This is a genomic window from Allobrachymonas sp. (assembly GCF_041912815.1).
In the GTDB taxonomy this organism is placed as follows: domain Bacteria; phylum Pseudomonadota; class Gammaproteobacteria; order Burkholderiales; family Burkholderiaceae_C; genus Brachymonas.
In genome coordinates this window covers 119929-138975 of sequence record NZ_JAYRLV010000006.1, presented here as the reverse complement: position 1 = coordinate 138975, position 19047 = coordinate 119929, and the positions used below count along the sequence as shown (strand labels likewise).

Annotated in this window: 15 protein-coding genes; 4 read left to right on the top strand and 11 right to left on the bottom strand. The window is 62.3% G+C overall.

Annotated elements, in window-relative coordinates:
• Positions 1-1923 (top strand): FAD-dependent oxidoreductase (locus tag ACE3P9_RS06950; protein WP_374492767.1); only part of this gene is annotated, 1923 nt, incomplete at its 5' end.
• A 63-nt stretch (positions 1924-1986) separates the two neighbouring features.
• On the opposite strand, the gene dut is transcribed toward ACE3P9_RS06950, so the two are convergent.
• The 3 genes from dut to ACE3P9_RS06935 form a co-directional block, all read right to left on the bottom strand.
• Entirely contained in the window at positions 1987-2433 is a 447-nt protein-coding gene (gene dut, locus ACE3P9_RS06945) for a dUTP diphosphatase (RefSeq protein WP_374492765.1), read from the bottom strand.
• 266 nt (positions 2434-2699) lie between these two features.
• Positions 2700-3134, bottom strand: a complete 435-nt coding sequence (locus ACE3P9_RS06940; RefSeq protein WP_374492764.1) for an RnfH family protein — start codon at positions 3132-3134, stop codon at positions 2700-2702.
• On the bottom strand, positions 3127-3567 hold the full coding sequence (locus tag ACE3P9_RS06935) for a type II toxin-antitoxin system RatA family toxin (protein WP_374492763.1): 441 nt from the start codon (positions 3565-3567) through the stop codon (positions 3127-3129). The genes ACE3P9_RS06940 and ACE3P9_RS06935 overlap by 8 nt, the downstream gene beginning before the upstream one ends.
• Before the next feature lie 115 nt (positions 3568-3682).
• Between ACE3P9_RS06935 and smpB the strand changes: the two genes are divergently transcribed.
• A complete protein-coding gene (smpB, locus tag ACE3P9_RS06930; protein ID WP_374492762.1) occupies positions 3683-4159 on the top strand; it encodes an SsrA-binding protein SmpB in 477 nt (158 codons plus the stop codon).
• 50 nt (positions 4160-4209) lie between these two features.
• On the opposite strand, the gene ACE3P9_RS06925 is transcribed toward smpB, so the two are convergent.
• From ACE3P9_RS06925 to rimP, 7 genes are all read right to left on the bottom strand, one after another.
• Entirely contained in the window at positions 4210-5346 is a 1137-nt protein-coding gene (locus tag ACE3P9_RS06925) for an enoyl-CoA hydratase/isomerase family protein (RefSeq protein ID WP_374492761.1), read from the bottom strand.
• Between the two features lie 308 nt (positions 5347-5654).
• Entirely contained in the window at positions 5655-7484 is a 1830-nt protein-coding gene (gene typA / locus ACE3P9_RS06920) for a translational GTPase TypA (RefSeq protein WP_374492760.1), read from the bottom strand.
• Between the two features lie 120 nt (positions 7485-7604).
• Entirely contained in the window at positions 7605-8648 is a 1044-nt protein-coding gene (truB, locus tag ACE3P9_RS06915; protein WP_374492757.1) for a tRNA pseudouridine(55) synthase TruB, read from the bottom strand.
• A gap of 3 nt (positions 8649-8651) precedes the next feature.
• Entirely contained in the window at positions 8652-9020 is a 369-nt protein-coding gene (gene rbfA / locus ACE3P9_RS06910; protein ID WP_374492756.1) for a 30S ribosome-binding factor RbfA, read from the bottom strand.
• Between the two features lie 71 nt (positions 9021-9091).
• Positions 9092-12061 (bottom strand): translation initiation factor IF-2, encoded by a 2970-nt coding sequence (gene infB / locus ACE3P9_RS06905; protein ID WP_374492755.1) that lies wholly within the window; start codon positions 12059-12061, stop codon positions 9092-9094.
• Positions 12062-12080: 19 nt separating this feature from the next.
• Positions 12081-13568, bottom strand: coding sequence for a transcription termination factor NusA (nusA, locus tag ACE3P9_RS06900; RefSeq protein WP_374492753.1), 1488 nt, complete (start codon positions 13566-13568; stop codon positions 12081-12083).
• A 49-nt stretch (positions 13569-13617) separates the two neighbouring features.
• Positions 13618-14196, bottom strand: a complete 579-nt coding sequence (gene rimP / locus ACE3P9_RS06895; RefSeq protein ID WP_374492752.1) for a ribosome maturation factor RimP — start codon at positions 14194-14196, stop codon at positions 13618-13620.
• Between the two features lie 631 nt (positions 14197-14827).
• Between rimP and fabI the strand changes: the two genes are divergently transcribed.
• On the top strand, positions 14828-15628 hold the full coding sequence (gene fabI / locus ACE3P9_RS06890; RefSeq protein WP_374492750.1) for an enoyl-ACP reductase FabI: 801 nt from the start codon (positions 14828-14830) through the stop codon (positions 15626-15628).
• 190 nt (positions 15629-15818) lie between these two features.
• Here fabI and ACE3P9_RS06885 read toward each other — a convergent pair whose 3' ends face one another.
• On the bottom strand, positions 15819-18212 hold the full coding sequence (locus tag ACE3P9_RS06885) for an Orn/Lys/Arg decarboxylase N-terminal domain-containing protein (RefSeq protein ID WP_374492748.1): 2394 nt from the start codon (positions 18210-18212) through the stop codon (positions 15819-15821).
• A gap of 318 nt (positions 18213-18530) precedes the next feature.
• On the opposite strand from ACE3P9_RS06885, the gene ACE3P9_RS06880 reads away from it, so the two are divergent.
• The gene (locus ACE3P9_RS06880; protein ID WP_374492747.1) at positions 18531-18995 is read left to right on the top strand and encodes an NfeD family protein; all 465 of its coding nucleotides are present in this window, start codon (positions 18531-18533) and stop codon (positions 18993-18995) included.
• Positions 18996-19047 lie beyond the last annotated feature (52 nt).

The following is a 19047-nucleotide window of genomic DNA, read 5'->3' as shown; positions in this document are numbered from 1 at the left end:
TGGGTCCAGTGGTGGACGCATGGCCAGTCCGCTCCCCACTCGGTATCGCATTGCGTCTGGCAATGCGAACAGCCCCCGTCCTGGGGGGACGTGCTGAACCAGTGGAGTGCATGGCGTGCGCGCGCTCCATTCCTCCCCATGCCTGCCGCAGCCGAAGGCGCCATGCTCGATGCCCTGCAAAGACAGTGGTGGGGACTGCTCCCCGGATGGCACCGCATGGTGCTGCATGATGAGCGGCTGATTCTGCATGTGGTCGTAGCCCCCATGGGACAGGCACTGCTGGATGCCACTGGCACCTTCGATGCCATCCGCATGCACTGGCCTGACCCTGCAACGGCTGACCCCGCTCTGCAGGATATGCGCACGGTGGTATCGGCCCTCACGGCCCGTGCCCGGCATCACACCCGGCTCACCATGCAGCTCTCCCCGCCCCCTGCGTCGGATGCCCTGCTGCACCACCTGGCAAGCAAGGGATGGCAGGACTGCGAGCGGGCACCGGTACCCCGTCCACCATCGACCACGCACGACACGCTGGAATGCACCCTGACCTGGGCTCCCCGCTGGCAGAGCCCTGCGCCATCTGCCCCTCAGCCCCAGAAGACACGCCGTGCGCTCATCATCGGAGCAGGGCTGAGCGGTGCGGCCTGTGCCTACAGCCTGGCACGTCGTGGCTGGAAAGTCGTGGTACTTGATCGCAGTGGGCCTGCCTCTGGGGCCTCGGGGCTTCCGGTCGGGCTTGTCGTTCCCCATACCTCTGCCGACGATACTCGCATCAGCCAGATCAGCCGGGCAGGCATCCGCTGCACCCTGGCACGTGCGGCGGACCATCTGTCGCCCGGCACGGACTGGGCTCCCACGGGGGTGGTGGAGCATTGTGTGGAGGGACGTGTCAAACTGCCCCGTACCTGGACCGAAGCATCTTCCTCGGACCTCCGTGCGGCTGCGACTCCCTGGGCATGCCCCGCTCCTGAGAACATACGCGCCCGAGCCCTGCTATCTGATGCGCCAGCGGTGATGTGGCATGCCTGTGCGGCCTGGATCAAACCTCCTGCTCTGGTGCAGGCCCTGCTTTCGCATCCCGGCATCGAGATACGCACAGACTCCGAGGTCGCGGCACTGTCCCAGACGACGGACACACCAGATGAATCGCACTGGCAGGCATATACGACGGACGGACGATGCCTAGGTTCGGGCAATATCGTCGTGCTGGCTGCCGCACACGCCACGCAGAACCTGCTTGCGCAGCTGGCAGACCACGCGCCCCAAGATGCTCCCATGCCTGCCAGAGGAAACAAAAGACCGGCTGACACACACGCTGCGCCCTTCGGCCTGCACCTGCATCCCCTTCGGGGGCAGATCGCCTGGGGATGGGAAGCCGATGTGCCTGACGCCCCCACTGAGCTGCCCTCACTGCCCGTCAATGGCAAGGGCAGCATGGCCGCCCACATTCCCTGGCAGATCGGTCATCATCAGGGCATGATCTGGACCACGGGATCGACCTTTGTCCGCGAAGACGACGATGCCTCGGTGCGTGCAAGCGAAATGCCGGCCATACTCGACAAGCTCCGCATCCTGCATCCACGGTCTGCAGCAGCACTGGAAGCGACATTCGCATCGGGGCTGGCGCATGGATGGGCAGGCGTACGCGCAACCCTTCCCGATCGCCTGCCAGCGGTAGGCGCGCTGCTGCCAGAGGAAGGCCACCGAAGCCCATCCCAGCGAGCCTCTCGTGGAACCGCGGGCCAAGATACTGCGCCAGCCTCTTGCGCTCTGCACGGTGTGTATCTGTGCTGCGGCATGGGCGCGCGCGGGCTGACGCTCGCCATGCTCAGCGGCGAACTGCTGGCAGCCCAGCTGGATCACGAGCCTCTGCCCGTCGAGAAAAAGCTGGCTGCCATGCTGGCAGCCTCCCGCTGGCAATAAGACCAGCACCATCCATACCCATCGAGCCCCTGTACCGGAGCTCGATGGGCAGATTCGTCGCGCTCAGCGTCCGGTGGAACCGTAGCCCCCCTCTCCCCGCAAGGTCGCCTGCCCGAAATCTTCCACCACCCTGAACTGGGCCTGCATGACGGGAACTATCACCAGCTGGGCAATGCGTTCCATGGGCTCGATGGTGTAGGCAACGGCCGAACGGTTCCAGGCACTGACCATCAGTTCGCCCTGGTAATCGCTGTCGATCAAGCCGACCAGATTTCCAAGCACGATGCCGTGTCGATGCCCCAGGCCGGAACGCGGCAGGATCAGCGCCGCATAGCCAGGATCGGCCAGATGCAGGGCCAGACCCGCCGGAATAAGCTCACAGGCTCCCGGCTGCAGTACCAGAGGTGCCTGCACACAGGCCCTGAGATCCAGTCCGGCACTGCCAGGGGTGGCGTAGGCTGGCATCTGAGTTTCCAGGCGGGAATCAAGAATCCGGACGTCGATATGCATGATGGCGAAAAACAAAAAAGAAAACAGAAAACGAAATGGCAACCCGCACCGTCCGATCAGGACAGGCAAGCAGGTTTGCATCGCATATGCCCATGCCGCCCACCCTCCCTGCCACGATGGAGACGGCAGGCACGCTGGAGCTGATTCAAACCTCCGCTGCACAAGTGCCCGTCTCCCGGAGGGGTCTCTGTGCGTGCTGCAGCGCAGCCACCCTGCACCCACACGATGGCACGGGACACGGCAGAGCGTACGGGAGTGCGCTTTCTTCAGTACCCGGACTTGGCTCCGGCGCGCCGTCTGGCGAACAGACCGGCATTGCGTGCGCCCTGCCGCTGGAACCGCTCGCGTCGCGCCACCTTGGGGTCCACCAGCAGTGGCCGATAGAGTTCCACCCGATCATCCTGGCGCAAGACACGGCCAGCCTCTGCCCTGCGCCCCCAGATGCCGGACATCAGAATGGGCAGTACGGCATTCGCTGAACTGCTGGCCTCTGAGGACGCCGCTGTCATGGGAAGACGCAGCCACTCCTGCACTTCGGATGCGGTGGACAGGGTGCTCGCACGCACGGCATCGGCAAGCGTGCTGCCTGCGGGGAGCTTCAGCATCTGCCGCAGCATCTGCCGAGGGGCAGGTGCATAGACCAGCTCCACGTCTATCCCGGGAGCTGCGGAGGAATGATGGGAAAGAGAAGTGTCAGCCATAGACTTTCTTGGCCTGCTGGAGAAAGGCATCCACAAAGCTGCCGGCGATCTTGTCGAAGACCGGCCCCACCAGCGCAGCCAGGGTTCTGCTTGAAAAACCGTATTGCAGCTCGAAATGGATACGACAGGCACGCTGCTGCCCATCTCCTACCGGCTCGAACCGCCACTGTCCGTGCAGATCCGAAAACGGTCCGCGCACCAGATCCAGATCGATCTGGCGGTCGGGGATTTCATGGTTGCGTGTCACGAACGTCTGCTTGAAACCTGCCAGCGATATCCCGACCTCGGCCACCATGCCATCCGGCGTCTTTTCAAGGACCTTGCCCGACCCGCACCAGGGCAGGAACGCAGGGTAGGACTCCACGTCGGAGACCAGCCGGAACATTTCGGCCGGGCTGTACCAGATCAGGACGGATTTGCGGACGGTTTTCATACAATGCGGATTTGAGAATGCTGCAGGAACGAAGGAATCAGGGCATGCGCCCCTTCCTGCACCGGGTTTTGGAGCAGCAGCATGCTGCGGGAAACCCTCACACATGGCTCCCATTATGACAAGCAAAAAATCGCCCTCGAGCAATCGCATTGCCGAGAACAAGAAAGCCGCCTTCAATTACGCCTTCGAGGAACGCTACGAGGCCGGCATGGTACTGCAGGGCTGGGAGGTCAAGGCCGTGCGCGAAGGCAAGGTGCAGCTCACCGAAGGATACGTGGTGATCCGCAATGGCGAGCTGTTCGTGATCGGCTGCCAGATCAGCCCGCTCAAGACCGCATCGACCCACATCAGCCCGGACAGCGTCCGGACCAAGAAGCTGCTCATGCACAAGGACGAAATCCGGCGACTGATCGGCAAGGTGGAACAGAAGGGCTATACCCTGGTTCCGATCAACCTGCACTGGAAGGAAGGCCGCGTCAAATGCGAGATTGCCCTCGCCAAGGGCAAGGCCGAACACGACAAGCGCAACACCATCAAGGAACGCGAGGGCAAGCGGGAAGTGGAGCGCATCATGAAAAGCCGTCACCGCTGATCGCCCCCTTCCGGGGAGTGTCTTGTCTCCGCTCCGCGGTCAGGATGGGGTCAGCGCAGATGTGCCATGGGATGCATGTCGCGAGGCCATGGAGCGACAAAGAAACCAGCCACCATCTCGGGGGTGACCTCCTCCACTGCGGGAGGATTCCAGCGTGGAGCATTGTCCTTGTCCACCACAAGCGCCCTCACCCCTTCCACCACTTCGCTGGACGTGGCTGTACGCCCCAGATGGGCCGGAAAGAAACAGTGCCGAACCAGGGTGCGTTCCATGCGGAGATCGTCAGCGAGCGACAGATGGCGCGCCCGGCGTACCTGATCCAGCACCACATGCAGCATGAGAGGTGAACGCTTGCGCAACGCCTGAGCCGTGCCGAGAGCCCATGCATCGTCCGCCGCCGCTTCCAGCGCGTGCAGAATGTCCGAGACGCCCTCCCCTCTAAAATACCCATCGGCAAGGCGACGGGCCTGCGCAAAGCCGTCGCTTTCCGGCGGAGCCGATTCGACCTGCAGGCGCAGCCAGTCCCGCACCGCCTGCCCGTCGACGAAATCCTGTTCCCCCAGTGCCTGCCACACGTCCGCCTGCCGGGCGCTGGAAAGAAAGTGATCGCCCCAGCCGATGGCGAGCCCGTCGCCTCCCTTCACATGCTCTCCAGTCAATGCCAGCCATTCGCCCGCATGCCCCGGACAGCGGCTCAGGAAATAGCCGCCGCCCACATCCGGGAAAAGTCCGATGAGGGTCTCCGGCATGGCCATGCGCGTGCGTTCGGTAAGGATGCGGTCGGTGGCTCCCTGGGTGATGCCCATTCCTCCCCCCATGACGATGCCGTCCATGAAGGCGATGTAGGGCTTGCCATAGGTGTGCACGAGATGGTTGAGGGTGTACTCCTCGGTGAAGAAATCCTCGATGCCCGGATTGCCGCGTGCTGCCTCATCATGGAAAAAGCGGATGTCACCGCCTGCGCAGAAGGCACCGAACGGCCCTTCCTTGTTGCTGCCCCGAATGGCCACAGCCTGCACGGACGGATCGCCCTGCCATGCCACCAGAATCTCGTACAGGCTGCGCACCATCGCGAGAGAAAGCGCGTTGAGTGCCCGAGGACGGTTGAGCGTCAGAAAGCCCACGCCTCCGCGCACTTCAGCCAGAACGTCCGGTGTGGTCCAGGACCAGGATGGGGTATCAGCCATGAATCGTGTCTCCTGTAGGGTGATTGTTTCTGCCGCGGGAACCAGGGCTAGCTAGCTAAAGCAACGCATGCCTGCATCCCCCTCAGGCTTGTCCCTTGACAGCCGAAGAGGTGCTCGCCGCATGTCATGCAGTATGCCAAAGCTCTGGAGCTGGGAGGCAGACATGGAAAAGGCCGGCCCCTTTCCCTGCGGAAAAGAGGTCCGGCCTCATCATGACTGGCACTGTCTCGTGCCTCCCAGGCCCCCCGGAGTCTCATGCCCTTTGCGGAGCATGAACCACAGAGTCGACCCTGGAGGAAGGCGCCTGCTTATTGCCCTTCGCGGCTGGCACGCTTGCGGTCATGCTCCTTGAGGAAGCGCTTGCGCAGGCGGATGCTCTTGGGAGTGATCTCGACGAGCTCGTCGTCCTCGATGAATTCCACGCCATATTCGAGCGAGAGATCAATCGGGGGCGTGATCTTGATGGCATCTTCCTTGCCGCTCACGCGGAAGTTGGTGAGCTGCTTGGTACGGGTGGCATTGACCACGAGGTCATTGTCACGGTTGTGCACGCCCACGATCATGCCTTCGTAGACCGGATCGCCTGCCTTCACGAACATGCGGCCACGGTCATCGAGCTTGCCCAGAGCGTAGGTGAAGATTTCGCCATCGTCCATGCTGATGAGCACGCCATTCTTGCGGCCGCCGATATCCCCCTTGTGAGGCTCGTAGCCGTCGAAGATGTTGGAGATGAGGCCACTGCCGCGGGTCAGGTTGAGGAACTCGTTGGCAAAACCGATGAGGCCCCGTGCAGGAATGCGGTATTCGAGACGCACACGCCCACGACCGTCCGGCTCCATGTTGACGAGCTCGCCCTTGCGCTCGCCGAGTGCCTGCATGACGCCGCCCTGGTGGCCTTCCTCGATGTCGCAGGTGACCATTTCGATCGGCTCGCATTTCTCGCCATCGATCTCGCGGAACACCACGCGGGGCTTGGACACTGCCAGCTCGTAGCCTTCGCGGCGCATGTTCTCCAGCAGGATGGTGAGGTGCAGTTCGCCACGGCCAGACACTTCGAAAATGCCGTCTTCATCGGTTTCCTTGACGCGCAGGGCCACATTGGATTGCAGTTCCTTCTGCAGGCGGTCCCAGATCTGGCGGCTGGTGACGAACTTGCCCTCACGGCCTGCCAGCGGAGAGGTATTGACGCAGAAGTTCATGGTCAGCGTGGGCTCGTCGACTGTGAGCATGGGCAGGGGCTGCGGATCGGCCGGATCGGTCACCGTCACGCCGATGCCAAGCTCCTCGATGCCGTTGATGAGCACGATATCGCCGGGGCCAGCCTCCTTGACCTGCACGCGGTCGAGACCCTCGAAGGTCAGCACCTGGTTGATGCGCCCCTTGAGCTGATGGCCGTCCGGACCTTCCATGACGAGCACATCCATGCCGGGACGCACGCGGCCCGCATTCACGCGGCCCACGCCGATACGGCCCACGAAGGTGGAATAGTCCAGCGCCGAGATCTGCAGCTGCAGCGGAGCATCGGGATCTCCTTCGTGCGGCTGCACGTACTTGAGAATGGTGTCGAAGAGCGCCGACATGTCGGGGCCCCACTGGGCCCCCGGCTCGCCTTCTTCGAGGGAAGACCAGCCGTTGATCCCGGATGCGTACACCACGGGGAAATCCAGCTGTTCGTCGGTGGCGCCCAGCTTGTCGAACAGATCGAAGGCAGCATTGATGACCTTGTCCGGATTGGCGCCCGGCTTGTCCACCTTGTTGACGACCACGATGGGCTTGAGGCCCAGGGCCAGCGCCTTCTTGGTGACGAAACGGGTCTGCGGCATGGGGCCTTCCTGCGCATCGATGAGCAGCAGCACGCCATCGACCATGGACAGCGCACGCTCCACCTCGCCGCCAAAGTCCGCGTGCCCGGGAGTGTCGACGATGTTGATGTGCGTGCCCTGCCAGCTCACGGCGCAGTTCTTGGCCAGGATGGTGATGCCGCGCTCACGCTCGATGGCGTTGTTGTCCATCACGGTGTCCACCACCTTTTCGTGCTCGGCAAAGGTGCCAGACTGGCGCAGCAGCTGGTCGACCATGGTGGTCTTGCCGTGGTCGACGTGGGCGATGATGGCGATATTGCGAATTTGGGTGCTCATGGGATCAAACGGTCTGAATAAAAGGGTTTCTGAAAAAGAGGAAAGGGAATCTCCGGCAGGCATGCTGGCCTGCCCGTCGGCATGTCATGACACGGCATGCCGGTCACAGGGGAACTGTCGTCACGACGGCACCTCCGTCGGCACCGTGATCTCTGCCTGCTGCTGCAGCCACTGGGCAATTTCCAGGGGACTGAGCACACGCGTGGGAATGAGCTGCCCCGCCTGGATGTGTGCCGTGCCCAGCAACACCCGGTCGGGCCCGCCCCTGGGCGTTTCTGGCTCAGCGGTGCCCTCTGCAGCAGGCACCGGGCCATAAACCGCAACCTGGGGCGCATCGGACCAGCCGCCTCTTCTGCGCAGGCCGGTAAGGAAACGGGCTGCATCATCGGTGTCCAGCATGACAGGCACATGTCCGGTCAGGAGCACATCGGGAGGCAGCAGCGCGCCAAGACGCCCTGCGGCATCCATGGCTTGGAGCGCCTCCAGCGTGATGCAACGCTGCAGATCATAGGCCCCCGTCTGAACGCGGCGCAGGCCTATCAGATGTGCACCGCAACCCAGTGCCTCACCGATATCCTCGGCCAGCGTGCGGATGTAGGTGCCCTTGCTCACGGAAGCGCGCAGCCGCAGCACCGTTCCCGGAGGACAGGCGGCCTGCACCTCTGCAGGCACCTCCAGCCTGTCGAGTGCAGACACCGTGATGGTACGCGGCGCACGTTCGACGACCTGCCCGGCACGCGCATATTCGTACAGGGCCTTGCCATCCTTCTTGAGGGCCGAATGCATGGGCGGTATCTGCTGCTGGACGCCCACAAAGCGCTGCAGCACTGCCTCGATGGTCTCGCTGGACAGCTGTACCGGGCGTTCACGCAGCACCTCGCCTTCGGCATCTCCCGTGGTGGTGGTCTGTCCGAGCCGCAGCAGGGCCTCATAGGCCTTGTCGGCATCCAGATGCATCTGACTGAACTTGGTCGCCGCCCCAAAGCACAGAGGCAGCACACCGGTAGCCAGAGGATCGAGCGTGCCCGTATGGCCAGCCTTTTCGGCGCGCAGCAGCCACTTGACCTTCTGCAGAGCCTGATTGCTGGAAAGACCCAGCGGTTTGTCGAGCAGCAACACCCCATGCACCGGGCGCCGCTGCACCCGTGTGCGAGGCGCATTCATGGCTCAGTCGTCCTTGGCACGGGAAGAGACTGCCTTGGCGATCAGGGCATTCATGTCGGCCGCACGTTCCTGCGTGCGGTCATACACGAAGTGCAGCGTGGGCACGGTATGGATGTGCAGGCGCTTGAAAAGCCCGTTGCGCAGATGCCCAGCCGCGTGGTTGAGCGCCTCCTGCGTCTGCACAGGATCTCCGGTGAGTACGCTGAAGTACACCTTGGCATGGGCGTAGTCGGGCGTGACCTCCACGCCCTGCAGCGTGATCATGCCCACGCGGGGATCCTTGAGCTCGCGCGCGATCAGCTCCGACAGATCCCGCTGGATCTGGTCGGAAACCTTGTAACTGCGCTGGGTGGGAGATTTCTTTTGAGGCATGGAACTCCGGAATGCAGAGGGACGAAGGAATCGGCAGGAACGCCCTGGAGCATCCCTGCCGACATGCCGCGTCACAGCGTGCGTGCGACTTCCTTGATCTCGAAGAACTCCAGCACATCGCCTTCGGCAATGTCGTTGTAGCCCTTGATGTTGAGACCGCACTCGAAACCTTCCTTGACTTCCTTGACATCGTCCTTGAAGCGCTTGAGGGAGTCGAGCTCGCCAGTGAAGATAACCACATTGTCGCGCAGCAGGCGCAGCTTGGAGGTGCGGTGCACCACCCCGCTCGTGACCATACAGCCGGCAATGGAACCGATCTTGCTGACGCGGAACACCTGGCGGATCTCGGCCGTACCGACAACCTCTTCCTTCTTGTCCGGCGTGAGCATGCCGCTCATGGCCGCCTTCACATCATCCACTGCATCGTAAATGATGTTGTAGTAGCGGATGTCGATGCCATTGGCCTCGGCCGTCTTGCGGGCCAGCGAATCGGCACGCACGTTGAAGCCGATGACCACGGCATTGGAGGCGATGGCGAGGTTGATGTCGCTTTCGCTGATGCCGCCGACCGCCGCATAGACGACCTGCACCTTCACCTCGTCGGTCGAAAGCTTGAGCAGCGAGGAAGCCAGCGCTTCCTGCGAGCCCTGCACATCGGCCTTGATGATGATGGGCAGATGCTTGACCTCGCCCGCCTCCATGTTGGCGAACATGTTTTCGAGCTTGGCTGCCTGCTGCTTGGCCAGCTTGGTGTCGCGGTACTTGCCGGAGCGGTAGGTTGCAATCTCACGGGCCCGACGTTCGTCAGCCATCACGAGGAACTCGTCACCGGCCAGCGGCACATCGCTCAGCCCCTGGATCTCCACAGGAATGGAGGGGCCTGCCGACTTGGCCGGACGACCGTTCTCGTCGGTCATGGCCCGGATGCGACCCCAGGTCTGTCCTGCCAGCACCACATCGCCCGTCTTGAGCGTGCCGGACTGCACCAGCACGGTGGCCACAGGGCCACGGCCCTTGTCGAGCTGGGCCTCGATCACAAGCCCCTTGGCCAGTGCATCGACCGGCGCCTTGAGCTCCAGCACTTCCGCCTGCAGCAGGACGTTTTCGAGCAGGTCATCAATGCCCTGTCCGGTCTTGGCAGACACCTCGACGAACGGAGAATCGCCGCCGTATTCCTCGGGCACGACTTCTTCGGAGACCAGCTCGCCCTTGACCCGTTCGGGGTTGGCATCAGGCTTGTCGATCTTGTTGATGGCCACCACGATGGGAACACCTGCCGCCTTGGCGTGCTTGATGGCTTCCTTGGTCTGCGGCATCACGCCGTCGTCGGCAGCCACCACCAGAATCACGATATCGGTAGCCTGGGCACCACGGGCACGCATGGCAGTGAACGCCTCGTGGCCTGGGGTATCCAGGAAGGTCACGATGCCACGCTGCGTCTTGACGTGGTAGGCACCGATGTGCTGGGTAATGCCCCCTGCTTCCCCTGCCGCCACCTTGGCGCGACGAATGTAGTCGAGCAGAGAGGTCTTGCCATGGTCGACGTGGCCCATGACGGTGACAACCGGAGCGCGCGGCAGAAGTTCTGCCTGCTGTGCCTCGACTTCCTCTTCGGTGAAGGCTTCAGGATCATCCAGAGCCGCCTGCACGGCCGTGTGTCCCAGTTCTTCCACCACGATCATGGCGGTATCCTGGTCGAGCGGCTGGTTGATGGTGACCATCTGTCCAAGCTTCATCAGAATCTTGATGACCTCGGACGCCTTGATCGACATCTTGTGCGCCAGTTCGGCCACGGTGATGGTCTCTGGCACATGAATTTCGAGCTGCTTGAACTCGGCCTGTGCCTGCTGATGATGGTCGTCACCGCCGCGGTGATGACGATCGTTGCGCTTGTTGCCACGCGGACCAGAGCGCCAGCCATTGCCACCGCTGCGGTTGCCTGCCGAGGTGTCGCCGCGCGTCTTGATCTCGCCGCGCTTGCGGCTATCGTTGTTGCTGTCACCTGCCCAGCTCGACGAAAGCTTGCTGGACTTGACTTCCTTGGCGCCGGCCGGCTTGGCATCTGCCCCACCGGTCTTGACTGCGGGCTTGGCATCTGCCTTGGCCGCGGGCTTGTGCAGCGTTCCCTTGGCCTTGGCTTCCTCGGGCTTCTTGGCCGTCAGCACCTTGGCGGGAGCATTCATCATGGCGCGGATGGCCTCGGCCTCGGCCAGGGCCTTGCGACGCTTCTCTTCGAGCTCGCGTGCCTTGCGGGCCTCTTCTTCCAGACGCGCCTTGCGGTCTGCTTCGAGCTTGGCCTGGGCCGCCGTGCGCGCAGCTTCCTGAGCCTGCTTGGCTTCTTCGGCCGCGCGCTCGCGCTCATGGTCGGCTTCGCGGGCAGCAGCAGCCTTCTCGATGCTTTCTGCGCGGGCATGCTGAATGGCTGCCACTTCGGCCTCTGCGCGGGCACGTGCCTGAGCACGGGCTTCCTCGGGAGACAACGCAGCCGCCTTGGCTTCCGCTTCCAGGCGGGCAGCCTCTTCGGCTGCAGCACGCTCGACTTCTGCCCTGCGTGCGGCCTCTGCTTCTTCTGCCTCTCGGCGACGGCGCTGTTCGGCCAGCTCTTCTTCCTGCCGGCGGATCAGCTCGGCCTGACGGCGTGCCTCTTCCTCGCGGCGCTGCAGCTCGGCCGTATCGATGGCCGGCGCTGTGGGAGCAGCGTGATCGGCGGCTGCGTCAGCCTTCTGCTCGAGCTCGTCGCGCTTGATGAGCGTGCGCTTCTTGCGCACTTCCACCTGAATGGTGCGTGCCTTGCCCGTGGCATCGGCCTGCTTGATCTCGCTGGTGGATTTCTTGGTCAGCACGATCTTCTTGCGATCGCCGCCCGCTCCGCCATGGCTGGCGCGCAGAAAATCGCGCAGCCGAAGCTTGTCCGCCTCGCTCACGGGATCGGAAGGGGTGGACTTGTGCACGCCAGCCCCGCGCAGCTGTTCGAGCAGCGCTTCGGGGGTCTTGTTGAGTTCGGCTGCAAAATCAGCCACGGTACTGTGTGTCGATGCCATATTGATGCTCACCCCTTTCTTATGCCTGGTCCTGGTTGAACCAGTGCTCGCGGGCCTTCATGATGAGCGCCGTGGCCTCATCGTCGGTCTGTCCCGTGATCTCCACAAGCTCGTCAGTTGCCAGATCGGCCAGATCGTCGCGCGTATGCACGCCGTGCTTGACCAGCTTGGACAGCAGTTCCTGCGTCATGCCTTCGAGATCGCGCAGATCGCTGGCCGCATCGTCCACGCTTTCTTCGCGGGCGATTTCCATGGTCAGCAGCGCATCCTTGGCACGTGCACGCAATTCGTTGACGGTGTCCTCGTCGAACGCCTCGATTTCCAGCATCTCCTGCAGCGGCACATAGGCCACTTCTTCGAGACTGGTGAATCCTTCCTCGATCAGGATGTCGGCAATTTCCTGATCCACGTCGAGCTTGCTCATGAAGAGCGCGCGCAGGGTCTCGGTTTCATCGGCCTGCTTCTGTGCCGATTCTGCCGCGTCCATGATGTTGATCTTCCAGCCGGTGAGATCGGAAGCCAGGCGGACATTCTGCCCGCCACGCCCGATGGCCACGGCCAGGTTTTCTTCGTCCACCACCACATCCATGGCGTGTTTTTCCTCGTCCACGACGATCGACTGCACATTGGCGGGAGCCAGGGCCCCGATGACGAACTGCGCCGGGTCTTCGCTCCAGAGCACGATGTCGACACGTTCGCCTGCCAGCTCGTTGGTGACGGCCGTCACCCGGCTGCCACGCACGCCGACACAGGTTCCGATGGGATCGATGCGCGGATCATGCGCCACCACTGCAATCTTGGCACGGCTGCCCGGGTCACGGGCACAGCTCTTGATCTCGAGCAGGCCCTGCTCGATTTCAGGCACTTCCTGACGGAAGAGTTCCACCATGAATTCCGGCGCCGAACGCGACAGCAGAATGGGAGCCCCCCGCAGCGTCGGATCGACCTGCATGATCATGGCCCGCACGCGGTCGCCAGTGCGGAAGTTTTCCTTGGGGATCATTTCGCCGCGCTTGAGTCGACCTTCGATGCGGCCGCTCTCGACGATCAGATCGCCCTTGTCGGCACGCTTGACCGTCCCGGTGAAAATCTTTTCGCCACGTTCGAGGAACTCGCGCAACAGCATGTCGCGCTCTGCATCCCGGATGCGCTGCAGCACCACCTGCTTGGCGGTCATGGCCCCGATGCGCCCGATGGGCACCGACTCGATCTGCTCTTCGATATAGTCGCCCACGGCAATGTCGGGGATGCGATCCTGCGCATCCATGAGCAGCTCCTCGGCTGCAGGATTCTGCAGGCCGGCCTCGTTCGGCACCACCAGCCAGCGGCGGAAGGTCTCGTACTCGCCTGTTTCACGATCGATGGCCACACGAATGTCCACATCGTCCTGATAAAGCTTCTTGGTGGCCTGGGCCAGAGCCAGCTCGATGGCGCCGAACACCACATCGTGATCGACGTTCTTTTCGCGGGCAATGGCTTCCACCAGCATCAGCAATTCGCGGTTCATCGTGATTTACTCCGTAAGTCTTGTATGTTGTGGTCGGGTTGGGTGACGCTCATGCCTCGCCGCTTTCGGGTGCCGGCTGCGCGGGCCGGCGGCGCCCCTTGAAATTCACGACCGGCGCCAGCCGGACCTCGCGCACTTCGTCTAAGGTAAAACCAAGCGCCTGCAGCGGCGGCGGAGCCTTCTTCTTGCTCACGCGCTGCCCCGGCTTGACCGGAGGCGCATCGCTCCAAACGATCTGCCACCCGGAATCGGACTTTTCCAGCGTGCCTCGGAACTTCTTGCGATTGGCCGCGATATTGCCGGAATTGACGCCGATGGGCTCCTTGAGCGTCACATCGACCTCTTCACCCTGAAAGCGATCGAAATCCTGCTCGTGACGCAGCAGACGATCGATGCCGGGAGAAGACACTTCGAGACGCGTGTAATCGGCACCCTCGACCTCCAGCGCATACTGGAGCTGACGCGACACCTTTTCGCAGTCTTCGATGGTGACGAAGGCCTCCCCACCCTCTTGCGGCCAGGGCAGATCGATCGTGATGCGCAGCAAACCGCCGGCCGAACGTTCGATTTCGACCAGATCAAGCCCCATGGCCTGTACGGTTTGTTCCACCAAATTCTGTAACGACACGCGCAACCCTTGTGATGCATAATCCACAAGTCATTGATTTACAACGATTTGTGGGCCAGATAAAATACTTCCATTGGCGTGCAAGCAAAAAAAAAGGGCGGTGAAAACCGGCCCATTCTGCGTGCACGCTCTGGTCGTGATGCCAAGATTATAGCCAGATAGCCCCTCGGATTCAAGTTGTGCAAACGATTTGCACACTCGGAATCACGGGCTGCAGGTTCACGGCCTTGCAGGCAGCTCTGCGCCGCAGCAGGTACATGGGGCATTCAATCATGCGACAATGTCGCCTTTGCAAAATCCGGGCAACCGGAAAGACCCGCCGCGACCAGGAGCCACGGTGTCGCGGGGTCGCGATTCCTGCCTGCCATGCAGGCAGACTCCATGCAAGGAGGCAATGCGCAGCGGCGCCCTTCTGAAAAAGGAACGGTGAATGGTGCCTGGGCCTTCTCACTGCACTGTCTGCCGCCATGTCTGGCCAGCGCTGTGACACGTGCGGTGTGAGGTGCCAACAGGAAGCACACAGGGCCCGATGCGCCGCGTTCAGAAAAAGCTCTCGCAGCCGTGCAGGACTTGCATGCAGGGATCGACTGCATTCTCAACCAGGAATTTCGAATTGCACAAGGATGGATCCATGGGTTTTCTGACTGGCAAGAAACTGCTCATCACCGGCGTCATCTCCAACCGCTCTATTGCCTACGGCATTGCCAAGGCCTGCCACCAGCAGGGCGCAGAGCTGGCATTCAGCTATGTGGGCGAGCGGTTCAGGGACCGCATCAGCGAGTTTGCGGCCGATTTCGGCTCCAATCTGGTCTTCGACTGCGATGTGGGAGACGATGCCCAGATCGAAAGGCTGTTTGCCGATCTGTCGCAGACCTGGCCCACTTTCGATGGATTCGTGCACAGCATCGGCTTTGCTCCGCGCGAAGCCATTGCCGGCAATTTCCTCGATGGCCTTAGCCGCGAGAATTTCCGTGTGGCCATGGACATCAGCGCCTACAGCTTTCCGGCCATGGCCAAGGCAGCCATGCCCTACCTCAATGACCACTCGGCCCTGTTGACTCTGACCTATCTGGGCGCCGTGCGGACCATTCCGAACTACAACACCATGGGCCTGGCCAAGGCCGCCCTGGAGTCCTCGGTGCGCTATCTGGCCGAGGCGGTGGGACGGACCGAAGATGGCCGCAGCATCCGCGCCAACGGCGTGAGCGCAGGCCCGATCAAGACCCTGGCTGCCAGCGGCATCAAGGACTTCGGCAAGCTGCTGGCCTACATGGCCGCCAATGCCCCGCTGCGCCGCAATGTCACCATCGAGGAAGTAGGCAACGTCGCTGCCTTCCTGCTCTCTGACCTGGCATCTGGCGTGACCGGAGAGGTGAGCTATGTGGACTGTGGCTTCAGCCAGACGGCAGGCCTGGGGTCCGACTACGCCTGAAGCCAGGCTCGAGCTGGGAGCGGATAGCCCTGGCCCGTTCTGCTCCACGGCCCATTCAGACAGGGGCGACTCCAAGGGAGTCGCCTTTTTTCTGCTCTCTACAGACTGGACTGAAGCCTGAATTGCCTTCAGAGCGACGCCTGCAGCAGCTCCTGCCCGAAACTGCTGCTGACGTGCCGGCGGTTCAGAGTCAGAACGGATTGATGTAGGGAGAATCGTGCTGGGTGGCAATCATGTCGTCGATCGTGAGATTCATGGGGCCATCGGACACCGGTGTGCCGTTGTTGCGTCCGTCGCAGGCGGCTGCCACACAGTCGGCGTAGTAGCGTGTCTCGCCATGCTCGTCGATCTGCTCGACCAGCCCATGAATGTCGGTTTCAAAGCCCGGACACTGGCGTGAGAATTCGCGTGCGAACTTGAGGTAATCGACGATCTTGCGGTTGAAGACCTCGCCCGGAATGAGCAGCGGAATGCCGGGAGGATAGGGAGTCACCAGCCCCACGGTCACCCGTCCTTCGAGGTGGTCGATCTCGACACGTTCGGTCTTGCGTCGCGCGATGTGGGCATAGGCGTCGGACGGCGTCATGGCAGGCGCCAGCTCCGACAGGTACATGTCGGTGGTGAGGCGAGCGATGTCGTACTTGGCGTACATTTCGTGAACGTACTGACAGAGGTCACGCAGACCCATGCGCTCGTAGCGGCGATGCTGCTGACAGAACTCGGGCAGGATGCGCCACATGGGATGGTTCTTGTCGTAGTCGTCCTTGAACTGCTGCAGCGCCGTGACCAGGGTGTTCCAGCGGCCCTTGGTGATGCCGATGGTGAACATGATGAAGAAGCTGTACAGACCGGTCTTCTCCACCACCACGCCATGTTCGGCCAGATACTTGGTCACGATGCTGGCGGGAATGCCGGACCGGTCGAAGCTGCCATCCATGCGCAGCCCGGGCGTCACGATGGTGGACTTGATGGGATCGAGCATGTTGAAACCATCGGCCAGCGGACCGAAGCCATGCCACTGTTCGCCCACCCCGGGCAGATCGCCGTCCTGGCCCGGATGCAGGATCCACTCGCTGGCGCGGCCGATGCCTTCTTCCACGAGGTGTTCGGGGCCCCAGACCTGAAACCACCAGTCGTCCCGCCCGAAGTCTTCGTCGACCTTGCGCATGGCGCGGCGGAAATCCAGCGCCTCGGCAATGCTTTCCTCCACGAGCGCCGTGCCTCCCGGAGGCTCCATCATGGCTGCAGCCACGTCGCAGCTGGCAATGATGCTGTACTGCGGGCTGGTGCTCGTGTGCATCAGATAGGCTTCGTTGAAGAGGTAAGTGTCGAGCTTGCGCTCCTGGCAGTCCTGCACCAGAACCTGGCTGGCCTGGCTGATGCCTGCCAGGAGCTTGTGAATCGACTGGGTCGAATAGACCATCGTCTTCTGCGGACGTTCGCGCTTGCGCCCCATGGCATGGTAGGTGCCATAGAAGGGATGAAAGGCCGCATGCGGAAGCCACGCCTCATCGAAGTGAAGATTCTCCACATAGCCGTCGACCATCTGCTTGACGGCTTCCGTGTCGTAGAGGACCCCGTCGTAGGTGGACTGGGTCAGCGTCAGGATGCGCGGCTTGACCTTGTCCGGATCGACGCCCTTGAGCAGCGGATTGGCAGCGATCTTGGCCCGGATGGCCTCGGGCGTGAACTCCTCCCTGGGAATCGGGCCGATGATGCCGTAATGGTTGCGCGTGGGCTTGAGAAACACCGGAATCGCGCCCGTCATGATGATGGCGTGCAGATTGCTCTTGTGGCAGTTGCGGTCCACCACCACCACATCACCGGCCGCTACCGTGTGGTGCCACACCATCTTGTTGCTGGTGCTGGTGCCATTGGTCACGAAGAAGCAGTGATCGGCATTGAAGATGCGCGCGGCATTGCGCTCGCTTTCACCGATGGCACCGTTGTGGTCGAGCAGCTGTCCGAGCTCTTCCACGGCGTTGCAGACGTCGGCACGCAGCATGTTCTCGCCATAGAACTGGTGATACATCTGCCCCACCGGCGACTTGAGAAAGGCCACCCCCCCCGAATGCCCCGGACAGTGCCATGAATAGGAACCGTCCTCTGCATAGTCGAGCAGCGCCTTGAAGAAGGGAGGCTGAATACCTTCGAGATACGCCTTGGCCTCGCGGATGATGTGGCGTGCCACGAATTCCGGCGTGTCCTCGAACATGTGAATGAAGCCATGCAGCTCGCGCAGCACATCGTTGGGCAGATGACGGCTGGTCTTGGTTTCGCCATAGACGTAAATCGGCACTTCCTCATTCTTGCGACGCACCTCCTCGATGAAGTTGCGCAGATTGAGCACGGCCGGGTCCAGGTCGGGGCCGGGGGTGAATTCCTCATCGTCGATCGACAGGATGAAGGCACTCGCCCGGCTCTGCTGCTGGGCAAACTGGGACAGGTCACCATAGCTGGTGACACCCACCACTTCGAATCCCTCGTTCTCGATGGCTTCGGCCAAGGCACGGATGCCGAGGCCGGACGTATTGTCCGAACGGTAATCCTCATCGATGATCACAATGGGAAAACGAAATTTCACTGCAAGACTCCTGAAGAACCGGCGGAAACCGGCAGTATGGAAGAGGCAAAAAAGAAAGGGAAATCATGCCCCCTCCTCCCGCCTCTCCAGGGGACGCCATAGTCGGTGGCGGTGTCCCAAAAAGAATGTGCAATGATACGAGTCTTGCATGACGATTGCGCTGCACATCCGGTGACAGCATGCCTGTCCGCGTGGCCTGTGGGCGGCATCCCACATGCCTCATGGCATATGGATGCTTTCCGTCATCCACAGCCTCCACCCCATACGGATGCACGGGTATTTTTTGCCGGACGCACCCCCTACCGCAAGGAGTTTTTCATGAGCCACACCCTGTTCTGGGGCATCGCCATGCTGCTGCTCATCGCCGCCGAACTGATGACAGGCACCTTCTATCTGCTCATGATCTCGCTGGGTGCCCTGGTGGCGGCCCTGGCTGCCCAGCTCGGTGCCAGCGTGACCGCGCAGTGTCTGCTCGCCGCCTGCGTGAGCACCGTGGCCGTGCTGGCCTGGCATCTCCTGCGCACCCTGCGGCAACGGCGCACGGCCAGCAGCTCACCTGAAACAGCCACAGGCAACGCCACCTTCAATGGCCTCGACATCGGAGAACCCGTCCAGGTGCAGGTCTGGCGCGCCGATGGCACGGCCCGGGTTCACTACCGCGGGGCTCCATGGACGGCCATTGCCGCCGACCCTGCGGCTCCGCGCCAAGCCGGTTCGCACACTGTCGTGGACATTCGGGGCAACCAGCTGGTGCTGCGTCCTGTCACGCCTCACGCCCCCTGACCTCCCAGCCCTCCTGTCGCAGCCAGCACTCCCGTGCCCCTGTGGACCACAG